Here is a 19,062-nt window from a genome sequence, read left to right as displayed (position 1 = left end):
GGGCCGGCTGACGGCAGCCGGCCCGCCGGGCCCGGCCTCAGGCCCCGGCGCCGCCCCGCGGCGACGGCACCCGCTCCGCGACCCGCCGCAGATGCCCCTCGAACACCCCTTGTGCCTCGGGCGTCAGCGTCCGCAGCGCCACCATCGCCGTGAGGATCACATCGCACAGTTCGCTGTGCACGTCGTCCCAGGTGTGGCTGTGGCCCTTGCGCGGATTCTGGCCGGTGGCCCCGATGACCGCCTGCGCGACCTCGCCGGCCTCCTCCGAAAGCTTCAGGATGCGCAGCAGCCGCTCCTGTTCGGGCGGCAGCACACTCTCCCGGTCCAGCCAGCGCACCAGATCTTCGACGGCCCCCCAGAGGGCTGACGGGGCGTCGGCCGAAGCGGTCGTCGAGCTGCTCGGGGTATCAGACATGGCCCGATTGTGCCCGCGCCGGCGCCACCTTCGTGCCTAGGCTGGATCACCACCGACGGACGGCAACGGGGAGGGACCCCGCAGATGGACGCGCACCGCACATCCCGCGACCGGCTTCCCGAGGCGCTGATCGAGCTCTACGGGCTGGCGCCGCTGTCCCGGGAGGGAGGGCGGTTCCGGCAGACGTGGGCGGGCCCGGCGCGCCCCGACGGGCGGCCCGAGGGGACGGCGATCGTGATGCTGCTGACCGCGGAGCCGGGCGACTTCTCCGCTCTGCACCGGCTGCCGACCGATGAGATCTGGCACTTCTATACGGGCGATCCGCTCACCCTGTTCCTTCTGTCCGAAGGCGGTGGTCCTGGCGAAGGCGGCGGTCCCTCCCAGGGCGGCGGTCTCGCCGAAGGCGGCGCGGGGCGAGCCCGTACCGTCGTCCTCGGGCCGGACGTCCTGGGCGGGCAGCACGTCCAGTTCACCGTGCCGGCCGGTACGTGGATGGCCGCCGAGGTCGCCGACGGCGGCGCCTGGACGCTCTTCGGCTGCACCATGGCGCCCGGTTTCACCTTCGAGGACTACGAGCACGGGGACGCCGCCGAACTGGCCGCGCGCTTCCCCCAGGAGGCGGCACGGATCACCGCGCTGAGCCGGCCATGACCGATACGACCGATCCCACCGACCCAGCCGCCCCCCACGCCCCCGTCCGTCCCGGCCTCCCCGACCTCACCGGCCAGGTCGCCCTCGTCACCGGCGCCGCCGGCGGCATCGGCACCGGCATCGCACTGCGGTTCGCCGCCGCGGGCGCCGCGGTCGTGGCGCACTACCGTACGGGCGCCGATGCGGCCCGGGCGCTGGTCGCGCGGATCGAGGAGGCCGGCGGGAGCGCGCTGGCGCTGCGCGCCGATCTGACCGTCGAGGAGGAGTGCCACCGTCTGGTGGCGGAGGCGGCGGGCTGGCGCGGACGGCTGACCGCGCTGGTGAACAACGCGGGGGTGCAGCCCACGCAGGAGCTGGCGGCGATGTCGCTCGCCGACTGGCGGGCTGTGGCGGATCCCAACGTGCACAGCGTGTTCGCCTGCACCCAGGCCGCGGCGGCAGTGATGCGGACGGGCGGCGGAGGGACGGTGACCCATATCGCCTCGATCGAGGCGGACCGTCCGGCGCCGCACCACGCCCACTACTGCGCGTCCAAGGCGGCGGTGGTGATGCATGCGCGCGCGGCGGCGCTGGAGTACGGGCCGTACGGCATCCGCGTCAACAGCGTCTCGCCGGGGCTGATCGCGCGCCCCGGCCTGGCGGACGACTGGCCGGAGGGCGTACGCCGCTGGCAAGAGGCGGCGCCCACCGGGCGGTTGGGCCGGCCCGAGGACGTGGGCGATGCCTGTGTCTTTCTCGCCTCGCCGATGGCTTCCTGGATCACCGGGCACGATCTTGTCGTGGACGGCGGGGTCTCGGCCCGGCCCACCTGGTGAGCGGCCCGCCCACCTGGTGAGTGACGGGGCACGCGCGCCCGATGCGGGAGGCCGGGCCCGGCGCCGCCTCAGCTCGCCGCGCCTTCGCTGACGACTACGGCCACACCAGGCAGTACGCCTGATGCCCCGCCTCGTGCAGCCGGTGGCTGAAGTCCTGCCATTCGTGCAGGAGCTGGTAGACGGTGAAGGCGTCGCGCGGGCCGCCGCGGTCGGGGACGGTGGACCAGATGAAGGCGGCCGCGCCGACCGACTCCTCGCCGACGCCGCGCAGCGGATCGACCACGGTCATGGGGAGCTTGACGACGGCGTAGTCGGGGTGGAGGACGACAAGTTCGAGCGGCGGAACCTTATGGAGGGGTATGCCCTCTATACCGGTGAGGACCATGGCGGCCATCGTCTCCGGCTTGATCTTGGTGAACATGCCGCCCATGCCGAGCTCGTCACCGCCGAGTTCCTCGGGGCGCATCGAGATGGGGACACGGGCCGCCGTCGCGCCGTTGGGCGCGCCGAAGTACTTGTACGTCACCCCCATGCGGCCGCCCCTGATGTCCCCACCCTTGATGCCCTCGGTGTCCTCGCGCCGGTGACGGCCGCGCTGGGCGCGCTCGGGACCCCGGTCATCGGTTCCCTCGCCCAGTTCGCCACCGCGATGCATATCTCCACCCGACCACTCGCAGCCCCAGCCGCGCAACCCGATCATCGTCTCAGAGACCTCCCCCGTGGTGAGCGCATGAAACGCCCGGCCACACGCCCCCGTGCGCCTCTGAGACCATTGCTTGCGTGACTTACTCGTACGTCGCCCCAGTTTCGCAGACGAGTGGGGGATGACGCCCGGTCGAAAGCGAGAGGAATCAAAAAAGGATCGAGAGGGAACCGAGCGGCACCGGAAGGTGGTCCGCGAGGGGATTCCCGCACCGTAGTCAGCCGGGCCGTGTCAGCGCGCCGCNAAGGTGGTCCGCGAGGGGATTCCCGCACCGTAGTCAGCCGGGCCGTGTCAGCGCGCCGCCGCCCTCCCTCCGTTTATGCAGGTCAGGATCACAGTGTCTTTTCCGTATGAAGCCCCTGTTTCGCAGTCGCTGTTCGAGCGTGCGTCCGTCGTGACGCCGGGCGGCGTCAATTCTCCGGTGCGGGCGTTCCGGGCCGTGGGCGGTACGCCCCGGTTCATGGTGTCCGGTACCGGTCCGTACCTCACCGACGCCGACGGCCGTGAGTATGTCGACCTCGTGTGCTCGTGGGGGCCGATGATCCTCGGCCACTCGCACCCCGAGGTGATCGCCGCGGTCCAGGACGCGGTCGCCCGCGGTACGTCCTTCGGTACGCCCGGCGCGGGCGAGGTCGAGCTGGCCGAGGAGATCGTGGCCCGGATCGAGCCGGTCGAGCAGGTGCGGCTGGTCTCCAGCGGTACCGAGGCGACGATGTCGGCGATCCGGCTGGCGCGCGGTTTCACCGGCCGGCCGAAGGTGGTCAAGTTCGCGGGCTGCTACCACGGGCATGTGGATGCGCTGCTGGCGGCGGCCGGCTCGGGGGTGGCGACCTTCGGTCTGCCGGACACGCCGGGTGTGACGGGCGCCCAGGCCGGTGACACGATCGTGCTGCCGTACAACGACATCGAGGCGGTGCGGGCCGCGTTCGCCGCGCACCCGGGCGAGATCGCCTGCGTGATCACGGAGGCGTCGCCGGGCAACATGGGCGTGGTGCCGCCGCTGCCCGGCTTCAACCAGGGCCTGAAGGACCTGTGCTCCGACAACGGCGCGCTCTTCATCTCCGACGAGGTGATGACCGGCTTCCGCGTCAGCAAGGCCGGCTGGTACGGAATTGATGGGGTGCGTCCGGATCTGATGACCTTTGGAAAGGTCATGGGCGGTGGCTTCCCGGCCGCGGCCTTCGGCGGCCGCGCGGACGTCATGGCGCACCTCGCCCCGGCCGGCCCCGTCTACCAGGCAGGCACCCTGTCCGGGAACCCGATCGCCACCGCGGCCGGTGTCGCGCAGCTGCGGCTGCTGGACGACGCCGCGTACGAGACGGTCGACGCGGTCTCCGCCGAGCTGCGCTCGCTGGTCACCGACGCACTGGCCAAGGAAGGCGTCGCGCACCGCCTCCAGGTCGCGGGCAACATGTTCTCGGTCTTCTTCACCGACCGGGACGTCACGAACTACGACGCGGCCAAGGCGCAGGAGTCCTTCCGCTTCACCGCCTTCTTCCACTCGATGCTGGCGCAGGGCGTCTACCTCCCGCCGTCCGCCTTCGAGTCGTGGTTCGTCTCGACCGCACACGACACGCAGGCCGTCGAGCGGATCGCGGCCGCGCTGCCGGCCGCCGCGCGGGCCGCCGCCGAAGCGACTGAATGATGGGTGACATGAGCAGCGAAGACATCACCGTCGTGCATCTGATGCGGCACGGCGAGGTGCACAACCCCGACGGTGTGCTCTACGGGCGCCGGCCCGGCTATCACCTCTCCGATCTGGGGCGGAAGATGGCCGACCGGGTGGCGGAGCACCTCGCGGAGCGGGACATCACCCATGTCGTCGCCTCGCCGCTGGAGCGTGCGCAGGAGACGGCGCTGCCGATCGCCGGCGCGCACGGTCTGGAGCTGGCCACCGACGAGCGGTTGATCGAGGCGGCCAACGTCTTCGAGGGCAAGACCTTCGGGGTCGGTGACGGTGCGCTGAAGAAGCCGGGGAACTGGAAGTACCTGACGAATCCGTTCCGGCCCTCCTGGGGCGAGCCGTACATCGAGCAGGTTGTACGGATGATGGCGGCGCTCGGCGCGGCGCGCGACGCGGCGCGCGGGCACGAGGCGGTGGCGGTCAGCCATCAGCTGCCGATCTGGATCGTGCGCAGCTTCGCGGAGCGGCGGCGGCTGTGGCACGACCCGCGGAGGCGGCAGTGCACGCTGGCCTCGCTGACGTCGTTCACGTTCCACGGCGACAAGATCATCTCGGTGGGGTACAGCGAGCCGGCGCGCGACCTGGTTCCCTCCCATCTTCTGGCGGGCGCCAAACCCGTCAAGGGAAAGGCCAAGGCTTTCGGGGCCTGACGCTGCATCACTTGGTGGAACGTCAAAAGCAAGCAAAATGCAATACCTGAGCGAATAACCTGGAACCCCAACGCTCGACATGCCCTCCTCTCCATTGTCCGTTTATATGGATATTGAGTTCGGCGAGCACGGATGGGGACGAGGGTATGCGCGCGATCAGTCGGCGAAACCTGCTTGGTATGGGAGTTGGGGCAGCCGCGGCGCTGGGCGTCGCCGGCTGCTCCTCGTCGAGCTCGGACGCGGGGGCGGACAAGCAGCGGGCGAAGAACTCCGTCCAGGCTCGCCCCAAGCTCATCGGTGACGGCTCGACAGCGAATTACGGCGCGCAGCCCCATCAGCCGAAAGCACCCGAACGGATGGAGCCCGGACAGACCCCGCCGCAGTTCGTGGTCTTCTCCTGGGACGGCGCGGGAGAGGTCGGCAACGGCCTCTTCCCCCGCTTTCTCAAGCTCGCCAAGGACCATGGCGCGGCCATGACCTTCTTCCTCTCCGGTCTGTACCTCCTGCCCGAATCCCAGAAGCACCTCTACGAACCGCCGAACAACCGGCGGGGCGCCTCCGCCATCGGCTACCTCAGCGATGACCACATCAAGGAGACGCTGAAGAACGTCCGTCAGGCCTGGCTGGACGGCCACGAGGTCGGCACCCACTTCAACGGCCACTTCTGCGGCACCGCCCCGACCTCGGTCAAGCACTGGACCCCCCAGCAGTGGCAGTCCGAGATCGACCAGGCGATGGACTTCGTCACCAAGTGGCGTACCAACACCGGCTTCACGGATCTGGACCCGCTGCCGTTCGACTACCGAAAGGAATTGGTCGGTAGCCGTACGCCATGTCTCCTGGGCCAGGAAAATCTGCTGCCCGTAGCCAAAGAACTCGGCTGGCGCTATGACGCCAGCTCGCCCGGCGGCCTGCAGATGTGGCCGAAGAAAAAGATGGGTATCTGGGACTACCCGCTCCAGCAGATTCCCTTCCCCGGGCACTCTTTCGAGGTCCTCTCGATGGACTACAACATCCTCGCCAATCAGTCGAAGAACTCCACGAAGGCCCCGCCGGCCAACTACCCGGGCTGGCGGCAGCAGGCCACCGACGCATATATCTCCGGATTCCGCCGGGCGTACGAGACCAACCGCGCGCCGTTCTTCATCGGCAACCACTTCGAGCAGTGGAACGGTGGCATCTATATGGACGCCGTCGAGGAAGCGGTCAAGCACATTGCCAATGAGCAGAACAACGATGTCCATCTGGTGTCGTTCCGGCAGTTCACCGACTGGATCGACGCCCAGGACCCCGAGGTGCTGCGCAAGCTCCAGCAGATCCCGGTCGGCAGGCGGCCGTCCGCCGGCTGGAAGTCGTATCTGACAGCCGCCTGACATGCCCCTTTGTACCGGGGTGAGCCGTCCGAGGGGGGCGCGGAAGATCCGGAAATGGCCCATGCGAAACTTTTCACATGAGTGCCTGCCGCGCCCCACGCCGCCTCGCGAGCCGCCGCCGGATCACCCTGCTCGCCGCAGGGGCCGCGGCCGCCGCACTGACGCTGAGCGCCTGCGGCGACGGCGCCTCCGGCGGCTCGGCCCAGACCCGGTTCGTCCAGGGCAAGAACGGTGTCGACACCGTCAAGAAGGACGAACGGCAGCCGGCGCCCGATCTCTCGGGTGAGACCACCACAGGCAAGAAGCTGGACGTCGCCGACTACAAGGGCAAGGTCGTCGTCGTCAACGTCTGGGGATCGTGGTGCGGCCCCTGCATCGCCGAGGCGCCGAACTTCGCCAAGGTCGCGAACGACACCAAGAACAAGGGCGTCCAGTTCGTCGGGATCAACACCCGTGACGCCGAGAAGTCGCAGGCCACCAGCTTCGAGGAAGAGCACAAGATGCCCTACCCGAGCCTGTTCGACCCGACCGGCCGGCTGATGCTGCGCTTCCCCAAGGGCAGCCTCAACCCCCAGTCGATCCCCTCCACGATCGCCATCGACCGGCACGGCAAGATCGCCGCCCGCTCGATCGGCCCGCTCGCCGAGGACGATCTGCGCAAGATGATCGCCCCGCTGATCGCCGAGAAGTGATCGCGCCAGAGATGGAACTCGGACAGCTCGCCGCCGCCGCGGGAAACCAGACCGTCCTGACCGGCGCCCTGCTCGCCGCCGTGCCCGTCGCGCTGCTCGGCGGGCTGGTCTCCTTCTTCTCACCCTGCGTCCTGCCGCTGGTCCCCGGCTATATGTCGTATGTGACCGGCGTCACCGGCACCGACCTCGCCGACGCCAAACGCGGCCGGATGCTCGCCGGCGCCGCCCTCTTCGTCCTCGGCTTCACCGCGGTCTTCGTCTCCGGCGGCGCGCTCTTCGGCTTCTTCGGACAGAACCTGCAGGAGTACAAGGACACCATCTCGCGGGTGCTCGGCGGGCTGATGATCCTGCTCGGGCTGGCCTTCGCGGGCGTGCTCAAGCGCTTCGGACAGCGCGAACTGCGCTTCCACAAGAAGCCCGCCATGGGGCTGCTCGGCGCGCCGGTGCTCGGGGTGCTCTTCGGCGTCGGCTGGACGCCCTGCCTGGGCCCCACCCTCACCGCCGTCAACACCCTCTCCCTCTACCAGGCCAGCGCCGCCCGCGGTGCCCTGCTCACCGTGGCGTACTGCCTCGGCCTGGGCCTGCCGTTCATCGCCGTCGCACTGGCCTTCCGCCGGGTGCTCGGCGCGTTCGGCTGGGTCAAGCGGCACTACGTGTGGGTGATGCGGGCCGGCGGCGGCATGATGGTCGCGCTCGGCCTCCTCCTCCTCACCGGCGTCTGGGACAGCCTGATGTCCGAGCTCCAGAGCTGGACGCAAAGCTTCACCGTTGGGATCTGATTGATGTCCACCAAGACCGACACCCCCCGCGACCCGGACACCGGCGCAGCGGCCGCGGCCGACGCGGGCAGCGATCTCGGCGCGGCCGGATCCCAGCTCTCCACCGCGCCCACCGAAGACGTCACCTTCCCCTCGCTCGGCCCGCTCGGCTGGGCGCGCTGGTTCTGGCGGCAGCTGACCTCGATGCGGGTGGCGCTGCTGCTGCTCTTCCTGCTGTCGATCGGTGCGATCCCCGGCTCGCTGATCCCGCAGACCAGCATCGACCCGGTCAAGGTCGATCAGTTCAAGGTCGAACACAGCACGCTCGGCGACATCTACGACAAGCTCGGGATGTTCCACGTCTACAGCTCGGTGTGGTTCTCGGCGATCTATCTGCTGCTGTTCATCTCGCTGATCGGCTGCATCGTGCCGCGCAGCTGGCAGTTCGTCGGCCAGCTGCGCGGCCGCCCGCCGGGCGCCCCGCGCCGGCTGACCCGGCTGCCCGCGTACACCACCTGGCGCACCGACGCGGACCCCGACGAGGTCCTCGCGGCGGCCGAGCGGATGCTGAAGAAGCGCCGGTTCCGGGCCCACCGCGCCGGCACCGCGGTCGCCGCCGAGAAGGGCTATCTGCGCGAGGTCGGCAACCTCGTCTTCCACATCGCGCTGATCGTGATGCTGGTGGCGTTCGCCGTCGGCAGCCTGTGGAAGTCCGAGGGCGGCAAGCTGATCACCGAGGGCGACGGCTTCGCCAACAGCCTCACCCAGTACGACGACTTCAAGTCCGGTGCCTTCTTCGACACCGACACCATGGAGCCCTTCGGCTTCACCCTCAACAAGTTCGTCGCGACCTACGAGCGCTCCGGACCGCAAAAGGGCACCCCGCGCGTCTTCCGCGCCGATGTCACGTACTTCTCCGGCGCGGACGGCAAGGAGCACAAGACCCCGATCGAGGTGAACACCCCGCTCGACATCGCGGGCTCGAAGGTCTACCTGCTCTCGCACGGCTACGCACCCGAGGTCACCGTCAAGGACGGCCGCGGCAAGGTCGTCTACAAGGGCGCGGTGCCCTTCCTCCCGCAGGACCCCAAGAACTTCACCTCGACCGGTGTGGTGAAGGTGCCGGGCGCGCAGACCAAGGACGGCAAGCGCAATCAGCTCGGCTTCCAGGGCTTCTTCGTGCCGACCTTCGGCGGCAAGGGCTCCGGCTCGATGTTCTCGCAGTTCCCCGCCCTGGACTATCCGGTGCTGACACTGACCGCCTACCACGGTGATCTGGGCGTCGACTCCGGGCTGCCGCAGAGCGTCTACCAGCTGCAGAAGAAGAACCTGAAGCAGTACAAGGTCAAGGGCGCACCGCTCGCCAAGATGATGCTGCCCGGCGAGACGATGAAGCTGCCCAACGGCGACGGCTCCATCCAGTTCACCGGCATCAAGAACTGGGCCAGCTTCAAGATCACCCACCAGCCGGGCAACGGCCTCGCGCTGACCGGCGCGGTCGCCGCCCTGCTGGGCCTGGCCGGCTCGCTGTTCATCCAGCGGCGCCGGGTGTGGATCCGGGCGGAACGGGTCACGGAGAACGGCATCGGCATCACCGTCGTCGAGATGGCCGGCCTCGGCCGCAGCGAGTCCGCCCGGCTGCCGGAGGAACTCGCCGATCTCGCGCTGGCGCTGGAGCCCGACGCCCCGCTCGCCCCGAACGCCGCACCCGGCACCGAATCCGACACCCCCTCCCAAGACCCCGCGGAGCCCACTGACTCTGACGGACCTGCTGACCCCTCTGAAGGAGCGCGCGCGTGAACGTCGCTGCCGCAGCCAACGAGACACTGGCACACAACAGCAATCTGCTGGTCTATTCGGCAATGGCGGTCTATACGCTCGCCTTCCTCGCGCACATGGCCGAGTGGGTGTTCGGCAGCCGCAGCAAGGTCGGCCGCACCGCCGCCGCCCTGACCGCCCAGGTCAAGGCGCCCGCGACGGTCTCCGTGGTGGCGCAGAAGGGCGGCACGGCCGTACTGGAGCGGCCGAAGGTGATCACCAAGTCCGCCGCCGGCAGCCGTGAGGTCCCCGACGGGCCGGGCGCCGCGGGCGGTACGGAGAAGGGTGACCTCTACGGACGGATCGCCGTCTCGCTGACCGTCCTGGCCTGGGCGCTGCACGTGGGCGGCGTCATCACCCGCGCCCTGTCCGTACAGCGTGCCCCCTGGGGCAACATGTACGAGTTCTCCACCACCTTCGCCGCGGTCGCGGTCGGCTTCTACCTGCTGCTGCTCACGCTCAAGAAGAACGTCCGCTGGATCGGCCTGCCGCTGGTCACCACCGTCCTGCTCGACCTCGGCCTGGCCGTCACGGTGCTCTACACCGCCAGCGACCAGCTGGTGCCCGCGCTGCACTCGTACTGGCTGTGGATCCACGTCAGCTGCGCGATCATCTCCGGCGCGGTGCTCTACCTCGGCGCCGTCGCCACGCTGCTGTTCCTCTTCCGCGACCGCTACGAGGCCAAGCTCGCCGACCCGACGGGCGACCAGCCCGGCGCCTTCGCCACGTCCGTGCTGGAGCGGCTGCCCTCGGCCGCCTCGCTGGACAAGTTCGCCTACCGCATCAACGCCACGGTCTTCCCGCTGTGGACGTTCACCATCATCGCGGGCGCCATCTGGGCCGAGGCCGCCTGGGGCCGCTACTGGGGCTGGGACCCCAAGGAGGTCTGGTCCTTCATCACCTGGGTCGCCTACGCCGGCTATCTGCACGCCCGCGCCACGGCCGGCTGGAAGGGCCGCAAGGCCGCCTGGCTGGGCCTGATCGCCTTCGCCTGCTACCTGTTCAACTACTACGGCGTGAACATCTTCGTGACGGGGCTCCACTCCTACGCGGGAGTCTGACCCGCCGCGGTCGCGCGCCCACCGTGCCGTACGGGATCGGCCTCCTGGCGAGGCCGATCCCGTACGGCACCGTCGTATCCAGAAAGAAGCGCGCCCGGCCCCGCCGCGCTCAACGCCGCCTGCGCCGCCCGCGCTCCTGGCGCGGCGGCCACTGGCCGGCGCCCGGCAGCGTCGGCTTCGGCAGATTTGCCACCTCCCACCGCGCCTCGGCCAGCTTCTCGGCGGTGTCGTCCGGCAGCCGCGGCGGCCGGCGCGCCGTGTGGCGGAAGCCGAAGGCGGAGGTCAGATCGCCGAACGCGGCCCGTCGCCAGTCGCTGATGTTGGGCTCCTCGACGCCCGTCCAGCGCTCCAGGAACTGCAGCACCGAGGTGTGGTCGAAGGGGTCACCGGCGGCCCAGCCGCCCACCGTCCACGGCGAGACGATCAGACACGGCACCCGGAAACCGCCGCCGATCGGCAGGCCCCGGACGAACTCGTCCTTCGTCCCCGGCGGCGGCACCGGCGGCGGCACATGGTCGAAGAGGCCGTCGTTCTCGTCGTAGTTGAGGATGAAGACCGTCTTGGCCCACACCTTCGGGTTGGACGCGATCGCCTCGATCTTCCGGGCGACGTAGTCGGCGCCGGCGGCCGGCAGATAGTCCGGGTGCTCGGACTGATGGCTGGTGGGGATCAGCCAGGAGACGGCCGGCAGCCGGTCACCCCGGGCGTCGTCCTCGAACGTGCCGGCCGGCTGCGGCCGCATCCCGCGCTCGTAGAGCGGCTCGCCCGGCTGGGCGTCCCGGAAGGTCTGGAACTGCTCCAGCAGATTGCAGCCGTAGTCGTCCTCCTCCTGGTAGACCTTCCAGCTGATGCCCGCCGCCTCCAGGCGCTCCGCGTACGTCGTCCAGCGGTACGGCTTGGGCGCGGTGTTGTTCAGCACCGGACCGCCCAGCGTGCCGCCCGGGTCGAGGGTGCCGGTCATCCAGTAGAGCCGGTTGGGCCAGGTCGGGCCGAAGACTGAACAGAAGTAGTTGTCGCAGAGGGTGAAGGCCTCGGCGAGGGCGAACTGGAAGGGGATGTCCTCGCGGGTGTGATAGCCCATCACATACGGACCGTTGACGCCGTCGGCCTTGCGGTGCGCGGGCAGCCAGCGGTCCATCCTGCCGCCGTTCCACGCCTCGTGCTGCACGGACCAGGCATGGCTGGTGGACGGGATGGCCTGCGCGCTGGAGGTGTGCGTATTGAGCCGGAACGGCAGCAGATAGCCGTCCGGGTTCTGCGCGTCCGGCTGGTGGAAGACGGACCGGCCGTCCGGCAGCGTGAGCGCGTCCGGGTCGGCGAAGCCACGGACGCCGCGCAGGGTGCCGAAGTAGTGGTCGAACGAGCGGTTCTCCTGCATGAGCATGACGACGTGCTCGATGTCGTGCAGTGAGCCGTGACGTGCGGGTCCGGCGGCGACGGCCTGTTGGACGCTGGGCGGCAGCAGTGACAGCGCGGCGGCGCCGCCGACCACGCCGGCCGCGGAGCCGAGGAGTCTGCGTCGGGTCATGTCGGGCATATGTGCCACTCTCCCTGAGTCGCGTGAGCCTCAGTGGGCCGACCTGACTGTGGCGGCGGGAGAGTTTCCCGGGCAGGGGGAGGTAGCTGAACGATGCATCAAATGGCCGTGAACGACCGAGAGTTGGCCGGACGGTGCTACGTCTCGTACGTCACACGAAGCAGTCCCCGGCGGACCGCGCACCGCCCGCACTACGCGTTTGTGAAGCTCCGTCAGGACACGCGACCGATGCCCGGAGTTCCCTCGGGTGCCGGGTAGGGGCGCTCCTCGGGCAGCAGCGCGGCGGCCGCCGCGGTATCCCCCGAGCGCACCAGCGCATGGATCTCATGGGCCAGCGGCGTGACATCCCTGATGGCCACCGTCCACTCGTCCGCGTACCGCCGCGACGCCTCACCCGCCAGCCCCAGTTGCAACGAGCGGTACGGCAGCGACTGCAACCGCAGATCACGTTCGGGATCCCACTGCACCCGCGCCGGCGAACCCTTCAACTGCCGCTGCCAGACAGCACGGTCGGGGTGCTCATCAGGGTCGTGGTGCGACAGACACGCGTGCCGCAGCGCCCAGTCGAAGCCGTCCCGGTCGATCTCGACGGCGAGCACGGTCTCCTGGTCGGCCTTGGTGCCCCAGCCGCAGCGGTACATCATCCACAGGAACGACGGCTTGATCCACGTCATCCGCTCCCGCTTCCAGGCAGCGGGGAAACGCCCGTCCCGTGCGGCCGGGACACCCAGCGCGGGCGCATACGCCTGATAGACGGTGACGGTCCGTTCGGTGTGCAGGGCGCGGATGCGGCGGTGGGGTTCGGTGGGGCGTACGGGGGCGATGGGGCTGGTGCTCATGGCGGATCATCCTGGCGGAGGGCGGGGCGGCGAGCCACCGAATTGCGCGCGGGCGGGGCCGACACGGGCCCGCCGGCTCACTCGCCCCCGATGTCCTCGCTCCACAGCGCCGGCCGCGCCCCGATGAAGTCCCGCATCATCGCCGCGCACTCGGGGTCGTCCAGCAGCACGATCCGTACGCCGTGCCGGGCCAGCCAGTCGTGCCCGCCGTGGAAGGTCCGCGCCTCACCGATCACCACCCGCGAGATGCCGAACTGGCGCACCAGACCGCTGCAGTACCAGCAGGGGGAGAGGGTGGTGACCATCGTCGTACCGCGGTAGCTGCGCTGCCGGCCGGCCGCGCGGAAGGCCGCGGTCTCGGCGTGCAGGGAGGGGTCGTCGTCCTGGACGCGGCGGTTGTGGCCGCGGCCGAGCAGGGTGCCGTCCGGCGCGTAGAGCGCCGCGCCGATCGGGATGCCGCCCTCGGCGAGCCCGGCCCGCGCCTCGGCGACCGCCGTCGCCAGCATGGCGCGGGCCTGCTCCTGCAGATGGTCCGGGTGCCCGGTCGGGTCGCTGTGGCCGTCGACGACGCCGTGCAGCCGGAACTCGTCGCGGTCCTGACCCCAGTCCTGCGTACGGTCCATGAGGTCACCGTACGCCGTGATGACCGCCGCCGTCGGTTCCGCCGGACTCCCGCCGCCGTGGCTGGTCGCTGTGGCGGGCGGGGGAGATTCCTAGCCCTTGGCCGGCGGCTGGGCGTCGTCCGGGCCGCTCGCGTCGCCCTGCTTGCTCTCCTTGCGCCGCAGCTCCTCCTCGCGGCGGCGCAGATCGGCCTCCCAGTCCTTGAGCAGGGCCTCGTCCTTCTTGTTCTCTTCCTTGAGGGACCTGAGGAACTCGGGGTTGTCGTCCGGCGCGACGAACTTCGTGCTGTGGTTGCGGTGCCACTCGGAGGGCGTACTGCCGCCGCCGGTCGCCGGGTGCCGGGTCCTGCCCGCCACGAGCCAGGCGATCGGGCCGATCAGCACCTCGCCGAAGAGCAGGATGATGATCACCCACACCACCTTGGGCAGGCCGCGCACCTGCGATTCGGGGGTGTTGAGGCAGTCGATGAACGCATAGATCCACAGCGCCAGCACCAAGAGGAACGGCAGATACCTGAGCATTGTGGAACGGGCCCCCTGCGTGCGACGGCGGGCCCTCTGCGGGGCCCGGTGACCCGTCCAGGGTAGTGCGTACCCGATACTGGAACGCATGGCTTACGACGATCTTCGCTCGTTCCTGCGCGCGCTTGAGCGGGAAGGCGACCTCAAGCGCATCAAGGCCGAGGTCGACCCGTATCTGGAAGTCGGCGAGATCGTGGACCGGGTGCAGAAGTCCGGTGGCCCGGCGCTGCTCTTCGAGAACGTCAAGGGCTCGGCGATGCCGCTCGCCATGAATGTCTACGGCACCGACCGCCGGCTCCTGAAGGCGCTGGGACTGAAGTCGTACGAGGACATCAGCGGCAAGATCGGCGGCCTGCTCAAGCCGGAGCTGCCGCAGGGCTTCGTCGGCGTACGCGAGGCGTTCGGCAAGCTCGCCAATATGACGCATGTCCCGCCGAAGAAGGTGAAGGGCGAGAGCGCGCCGGTCCAGGAGGTCGTGCTCAAGGGCGACGAGGTCGACCTCGACCAGCTCCCGGCCCTGTTCACCTGGCCGAAGGACGGCGGCTCCTTCTTCAACCTGGGTCTGACGCACACCAAGCACCCGGAGACGGGCGTGCGCAACCTGGGCCTGTACCGCCTCCAGCGCCACGACAAGCGCACCATCGGCATGCACTGGCAGATCCACAAGGACAGCCGCAACCACTACCAGGTCGCCGCCAAGCGCGGTGAGAGGCTGCCGGTCGCCATCGCCTTCGGCTGTCCGCCGGCCGTGACGTACGCCTCGACCGCGCCGCTGCCCGGTGACATCGACGAGTACCTCTTCGCGGGCTTCCTCCAGGGCAAGCGGATCGAGATGGTCGACTGCAAGACCGTGCCGCTCCAGGTCCCGGCCAACGCCGAGGTCGTCATCGAGGGCTGGCTGGAGCCCGGCGAGATGCTCCCGGAGGGTCCGTTCGGCGACCACACCGGCTTCTACACGCCGCAGGAGCCGTTCCCGGCGCTGACCATCGACTGTGTGACGATGCGTAAGCGGCCGCTGCTGCAGTCGATCGTGGTCGGCCGCCCGCCGACGGAGGACGGGCCGCTGGGGCGGGCGACGGAGCGGTTCTTCCTCCCGCTCCTCAAGATCATCGTCCCGGACATCGTGGACTACCACCTCCCCGAGTCCGGCGGCTTCCACAACTGCGCGATCGTCTCGATCGACAAGAAGTACCCCAAGCACGCACAGAAGGTCATGCACGCCATCTGGGGCGCGCACATGATGTCGCTGACCAAACTGGTCGTGGTCGTGGACGCGGACTGCGACGTCCACAACCTCCACGAGGTCTCCTGGCGCGCGCTCGGCAACACCGACTACGCCCGCGACCTCACCGTCGTCGAAGGCCCCGTCGACCATCTCGACCACGCCTCCTACCAGCAGTTCTGGGGCGGCAAGGCGGGCATCGACGCGACGAAGAAGTGGCCCGAGGAGGGCTACACCAGAGACGGGGGCTGGCCCGACATGGTCGAGTCCGACCCGGGGACGGCGGAGAAGGTCGACCGCCGCTGGAAGGAGTACGGCCTCTCGTGAGCAGCGCATCCGCAGCAGTCCCGCAGCCGGGCCGCACCAAGGCCTTCCTGCGCCTCGTGATGATCGAGCACTCGGTCTTCGCGCTGCCCTTCGCCTACATCGCGTCCCTGACCGCCATGTACGAGTGGGACCGGCACATCCACTGGAGCCGGCTGCTCCTCGTCACCATCGCCATGGTCGGCCTGCGGACGTTCGCGATGGCCGCGAACCGGATCATCGACCGCGAGATCGATGCCCGTAACCCGCGCACCGCGCACCGGGAACTGGTCACCGGCGCGGTGTCGGTGAAGTCGGCGTGGACGGGCGCGCTGATTGCGCTCGTCATCTTCCTCGGCGCGGCAGCACTGTTGAACCCCCTGTGCCTGGCGCTCGCGCCCCTCGCGGTGGTGCCGATGGTGGTCTATCCGTACGGCAAACGGTTCACGAACTTCCCGCAGGCGATCCTCGGCCTCGCCCAGGCGATGGGCCCGATCGGCGCGTGGCTCGCGATCACCGGGTCCTGGTCCTGGGAGGCGGTGATCCTCGGCCTCGCGGTCGGCATCTGGATCGGCGGCTTCGACCTGATCTACGCCTGCCAGGACGTGGAGACGGACCGCGAGGTCGGCGTGCTGTCGGTCCCGGCCCGTTTCGGGATCCCGGCCGCGATCTGGGGCGCCCGCGGCTGTCACCTCGTCACGACGGCGCTCTTCGTGTGGTACGCCCTGGCGACCGGCGCGGGTGTGTTCTTCTGGCTGGGGCTGGTGATCGTGGCGGCGGCCTTCCTGTACGAGCACACGATCGTGAAGCCGCACGATCTGACCCGGCTGAACCGGGCCTTCTTCCAGGTCAACGGGTTCATCGGGATCGCGCTCTTCGTCTGCGCGCTGCTGGATCTGCTGGTGCGCGGGCTGTCGGTCTGACGGCTCCGGGGCTGTCGGCTCCGCGGGCTGTCGGCTCCGTGTGCTGTCGGTCCGACGATTCCGCGGACTGTCGGTCCGACGGCTCCGCGGGCTGTCGGTCTCACGCCCCGCGGGCCTTGCGCGCTGCCTCCTCCTACTCCGGCAACGATTACGGAGAGTAATCAGTTCCACGGAGAGTAATCAATTCCTTTCGGTCCGTTCAGCCCTTGCTGAGCGGCCAGGCGATCAGCCGCGGGTAGGTCCACAGCTCGCCGCGGGTTGCCTTCACCGTGCCGATCACCGAGCAGACCACGCCCGCTATGCCGTACGCGGCCATGATGCCGATCACGGTCAGCAACGGGACCGCCAGGCCGGCGCCGTTGCGCTGGGTCTCCGTGGCGGCCGTCGCGAAGATGACGGCGCTGGCGAAGTACAGCAGCACGCCGAGGGCGGCCATGATGGCCTGGGTGATGCCGAAGTTCAGCGCCTGGGTGGCGTGGTGGCGGACATACGGGTCGTGTCGGTGGCGCTCGTTGCCGCGGATGGACATCGGGAAGATCCAGCCGAGGAAGGCGCCCAGGCCGCAGCACATGGCCGTGCCGGCGGTGATGGTCAGCAGCGCGCCGAGGTGGGACCACATCGCGGAGCTCGTCGAGGGCGCGGGCGGCGGGGTGCCGTGCGTGTAGCCGTAGCCGTAGCCATAGGCGTTGCCGTGGTCGACGGGCGGGGTGGCCTGCTGCCACCCTTGCTGCGGTGGCCCGTACGGCTGTTGCGGTCCGCCGGCATACGGCCCGTATCCGGGCTGGTGGTAATCGGACATGGTCTGCTCACCCCGTGTGTACTGCGTAGCGCTCCCGTTCTGTTCGAGGCTACGGGACGGGTCCGACAGTGGCTCGGTCCGTGGCGCCGTGAGGGCGCTCGCGGAGGACGAAGGCAGCCAGCACTCCGCCGATCAGCCCGAACAGATGCCCCTGCCAGCTGATCCCGCTGTCCGTCGGGAGTGCGCCCCACAGGATCGAGCCGTAGACCGCACCGACCGTCAGGCCGATGCCGATGTCGAGGAGTTTGCGCTCGATGAAGCCGCGCACCAGCAGATAGCCGAAGAGGCCGAAGACGACGCCGGAGGCGCCCGCGGTGTTGCTGCCCGGTGCCGCGGTCAGCCATACGCCCAGGCCGCTGGCGAGGATGATCAGCAGGACGACGGCGAGGAAGCGGCGTACCCCGCTGCGCAGCGCGGCGACAAAGCCGAGCAGCAGCAACGGCAGGGTGTTGGCCGCCAGATGGCCGAAGCCGAAGTGCATGAAGGCGGCGGGCACCACATCGACCAGCTCGCCGGGCTCGCGCGGCTGTATCCCGAAGGTGTCCAGGGCGCCCCCGCTGGCGAAGTCGACGCCCTCCAGCAGCCAGAGCAGCGCGACCCAGCCCAGCATCAGGCAGATCGCGGGCTTCGCGCGTGAGCTCATCTCCGGCCGTCCCTTCTTGTCGTCCCGTCCCCGGTGGCTCCCCGGTGGCGTGGCCCTCGGCGGGTTCCGCGAGGGGCGCACAGGTAAGAACGGCCATGACGGGGTCCGCGGTTCCGCCGGATAGGCTCGATGCGTGGAGCCGCCGCACAACAACACCAGTCAGCAGGACCCCGGCCGACGCCGTCCGTGGGTCGTAGGGATCTCCGGCGCGTCCGGGACGCCGTATGCGGCCTCCGTGGTGCGCGGGCTGCTAGCCGCCGGGGAGGCGGTGGATCTGATCGTCAGCCGGGCGTCGCGGCTGACGCTGCTGGACGAGACCGGCATCGCGTTCAGGGACGCTCATTGGCGCGCCGACCTGCGGGAATGGCTGGGGCGCGGAGCGGACGGCAAACCGGCGACGTTTGCGGTGACGGAGGCCGATCTGGCGGCGGTGCGGTACTGGCCGGCCGGGGATCTGGCGGCCGGGCCCTCGTCGGGTTCGTACCCGGTCAAGGGGATGCTGATCGTCCCGGCGAGCACGGCGTGTGTGGCCGGGGTGGCGCTCGGGCTCTCGAAGGATCTGCTGCAGCGGGTGGCGAGCGTGACGCTCAAGGAGCGGCGGCGGCTGGTGGTCGCGGTGCGCGAGACGCCGCTCAACGGTCCGACGCTGAAGCATCTGGTGGCGCTGGACGAGGCGGGCGCCGTGGTGCTGCCCGCCTCACCGGCGTTCTATGCGGGGGCGACGCACATCCAGGATCTGGTGGATTTCGTCGCCGGCCGGGTGCTCGATGCGGCAGAGGTGCCGCACGGGCTGTACCGGCGCTGGGAGGGGGAGCTGCGGGGCGGCTCCAAGGAAAAGGAAGAGGAGGCCCCGGACGCTCCCTAGCGCTTCTTCGCTGCGGCGCGGCCGAAGCGGCGCCGGGCCCGCGGTTCCGTGGGCTTGTGGGCACGTGAACGATTGGCCTGGTCCTGCAGCTCGCGCATGCGGGCGTAGGCCATCTCGATCGAGTACACGGTGACAACTCCTGTGGGATCGTCTTTGATCGCTTGAAAGA

Annotated in this window: 21 protein-coding genes; 12 read left to right on the top strand and 9 right to left on the bottom strand. The window is 69.7% G+C overall.

What is annotated here, in order from left to right:
* Positions 1-37: 37 nt before the first annotated feature.
* On the bottom strand, positions 38-415 hold the full coding sequence (locus tag DY245_RS21825) for a MazG-like family protein (protein ID WP_128508930.1): 378 nt from the start codon (positions 413-415) through the stop codon (positions 38-40).
* Positions 416-499: 84 nt separating this feature from the next.
* Here DY245_RS21825 and DY245_RS21820 point away from each other — a divergent pair, with 84 nt between their 5' ends.
* Together DY245_RS21820 and DY245_RS21815 are read left to right on the top strand one after the other, a co-directional pair.
* Positions 500-1,066, top strand: coding sequence for a cupin domain-containing protein (locus tag DY245_RS21820; protein ID WP_128508929.1), 567 nt, complete (start codon positions 500-502; stop codon positions 1,064-1,066).
* Positions 1,063-1,881: an SDR family NAD(P)-dependent oxidoreductase gene (locus DY245_RS21815; RefSeq protein WP_128508928.1), complete on the top strand. Its 819-nt coding sequence runs from the start codon at positions 1,063-1,065 to the stop codon at positions 1,879-1,881. The genes DY245_RS21820 and DY245_RS21815 overlap by 4 nt, the downstream gene beginning before the upstream one ends.
* A 94-nt stretch (positions 1,882-1,975) precedes the next feature.
* Here the strand turns inward: DY245_RS21815 and DY245_RS21810 are convergent, their stop codons facing one another.
* Complete coding sequence (locus tag DY245_RS21810; RefSeq protein ID WP_128508927.1) at positions 1,976-2,536, bottom strand: hypothetical protein; 561 nt, start codon at positions 2,534-2,536, stop codon at positions 1,976-1,978.
* A 367-nt stretch (positions 2,537-2,903) separates the two neighbouring features.
* Between DY245_RS21810 and hemL the strand changes: the two genes are divergently transcribed.
* The 7 genes from hemL (at position 2,904) to ccsB (ending at position 10,620) form a co-directional block, all read left to right on the top strand.
* On the top strand, positions 2,904-4,229 hold the full coding sequence (gene hemL / locus DY245_RS21805) for a glutamate-1-semialdehyde 2,1-aminomutase (protein ID WP_128508926.1): 1,326 nt from the start codon (positions 2,904-2,906) through the stop codon (positions 4,227-4,229).
* 8 nt (positions 4,230-4,237) lie between these two features.
* A complete protein-coding gene (locus DY245_RS21800) occupies positions 4,238-4,918 on the top strand; it encodes a histidine phosphatase family protein (RefSeq protein ID WP_181923802.1) in 681 nt (226 codons plus the stop codon).
* Positions 4,919-5,064: 146 nt separating this feature from the next.
* Positions 5,065-6,291 carry a polysaccharide deacetylase family protein gene (locus tag DY245_RS21795; protein WP_128508924.1) on the top strand — a complete coding sequence of 409 codons (1,227 nt, stop codon included), beginning with the start codon at positions 5,065-5,067 and terminating at the stop codon, positions 6,289-6,291.
* A 77-nt stretch (positions 6,292-6,368) separates the two neighbouring features.
* Complete coding sequence (locus DY245_RS21790; protein WP_128508923.1) at positions 6,369-6,983, top strand: TlpA family protein disulfide reductase; 615 nt, start codon at positions 6,369-6,371, stop codon at positions 6,981-6,983.
* A gap of 11 nt (positions 6,984-6,994) precedes the next feature.
* Complete coding sequence (locus tag DY245_RS21785; protein ID WP_128508922.1) at positions 6,995-7,762, top strand: cytochrome c biogenesis CcdA family protein; 768 nt, start codon at positions 6,995-6,997, stop codon at positions 7,760-7,762.
* 3 nt (positions 7,763-7,765) lie between these two features.
* Positions 7,766-9,541 carry a cytochrome c biogenesis protein ResB gene (gene resB / locus DY245_RS21780; protein ID WP_128508921.1) on the top strand — a complete coding sequence of 592 codons (1,776 nt, stop codon included), beginning with the start codon at positions 7,766-7,768 and terminating at the stop codon, positions 9,539-9,541.
* Complete coding sequence (gene ccsB / locus DY245_RS21775) at positions 9,538-10,620, top strand: c-type cytochrome biogenesis protein CcsB (protein WP_128508920.1); 1,083 nt, start codon at positions 9,538-9,540, stop codon at positions 10,618-10,620. The genes resB and ccsB overlap by 4 nt, the downstream gene beginning before the upstream one ends.
* 109 nt (positions 10,621-10,729) lie before the next feature.
* Here ccsB and DY245_RS21770 read toward each other — a convergent pair whose 3' ends face one another.
* The 4 genes from DY245_RS21770 to DY245_RS21755 form a co-directional block, all read right to left on the bottom strand.
* The gene (locus DY245_RS21770; RefSeq protein WP_128508919.1) at positions 10,730-12,157 is read right to left on the bottom strand and encodes an alkaline phosphatase family protein; all 1,428 of its coding nucleotides are present in this window, start codon (positions 12,155-12,157) and stop codon (positions 10,730-10,732) included.
* Positions 12,158-12,369: 212 nt separating this feature from the next.
* On the bottom strand, positions 12,370-12,996 hold the full coding sequence (locus DY245_RS21765) for a DUF4291 domain-containing protein (RefSeq protein ID WP_128508918.1): 627 nt from the start codon (positions 12,994-12,996) through the stop codon (positions 12,370-12,372).
* 77 nt (positions 12,997-13,073) lie between these two features.
* On the bottom strand, positions 13,074-13,619 hold the full coding sequence (locus tag DY245_RS21760) for a nucleoside deaminase (protein WP_342354208.1): 546 nt from the start codon (positions 13,617-13,619) through the stop codon (positions 13,074-13,076).
* 90 nt (positions 13,620-13,709) lie between these two features.
* On the bottom strand, positions 13,710-14,138 hold the full coding sequence (locus DY245_RS21755) for a PLD nuclease N-terminal domain-containing protein (RefSeq protein WP_128508917.1): 429 nt from the start codon (positions 14,136-14,138) through the stop codon (positions 13,710-13,712).
* A gap of 88 nt (positions 14,139-14,226) precedes the next feature.
* Between DY245_RS21755 and DY245_RS21750 the strand changes: the two genes are divergently transcribed.
* Both DY245_RS21750 and mqnP read left to right on the top strand, forming a co-directional pair.
* Complete coding sequence (locus tag DY245_RS21750) at positions 14,227-15,687, top strand: menaquinone biosynthesis decarboxylase (protein ID WP_128508916.1); 1,461 nt, start codon at positions 14,227-14,229, stop codon at positions 15,685-15,687.
* Positions 15,684-16,586 carry a menaquinone biosynthesis prenyltransferase MqnP gene (gene mqnP / locus DY245_RS21745; RefSeq protein WP_128508915.1) on the top strand — a complete coding sequence of 301 codons (903 nt, stop codon included), beginning with the start codon at positions 15,684-15,686 and terminating at the stop codon, positions 16,584-16,586. Before DY245_RS21750 ends, mqnP begins: the two co-directional genes overlap by 4 nt.
* A 199-nt stretch (positions 16,587-16,785) precedes the next feature.
* On the opposite strand, the gene DY245_RS21740 is transcribed toward mqnP, so the two are convergent.
* Complete coding sequence (locus tag DY245_RS21740) at positions 16,786-17,385, bottom strand: DUF4870 domain-containing protein (protein ID WP_128508914.1); 600 nt, start codon at positions 17,383-17,385, stop codon at positions 16,786-16,788.
* Positions 17,386-17,434: 49 nt separating this feature from the next.
* Positions 17,435-18,028, bottom strand: coding sequence for a rhomboid family intramembrane serine protease (locus tag DY245_RS21735; RefSeq protein WP_128508913.1), 594 nt, complete (start codon positions 18,026-18,028; stop codon positions 17,435-17,437).
* 133 nt (positions 18,029-18,161) lie between these two features.
* On the opposite strand from DY245_RS21735, the gene DY245_RS21730 reads away from it, so the two are divergent.
* Positions 18,162-18,893, top strand: a complete 732-nt coding sequence (locus DY245_RS21730; RefSeq protein WP_128508912.1) for a UbiX family flavin prenyltransferase — start codon at positions 18,162-18,164, stop codon at positions 18,891-18,893.
* Here the strand turns inward: DY245_RS21730 and DY245_RS47550 are convergent.
* Positions 18,890-19,021 (bottom strand): hypothetical protein, encoded by a 132-nt coding sequence (locus DY245_RS47550; RefSeq protein ID WP_280524989.1) that lies wholly within the window; start codon positions 19,019-19,021, stop codon positions 18,890-18,892. The genes DY245_RS21730 and DY245_RS47550 overlap by 4 nt on opposite strands.
* Positions 19,022-19,062 lie beyond the last annotated feature (41 nt).

The sequence above is a fragment of the Streptomyces inhibens genome (assembly GCF_003389455.1).
GTDB classification, from domain to species: domain Bacteria; phylum Actinomycetota; class Actinomycetes; order Streptomycetales; family Streptomycetaceae; genus Streptomyces; species Streptomyces inhibens.
Note: the sequence above shows the minus strand (reverse complement) of the source record. Positions and strands in the feature narration are given on the sequence as shown.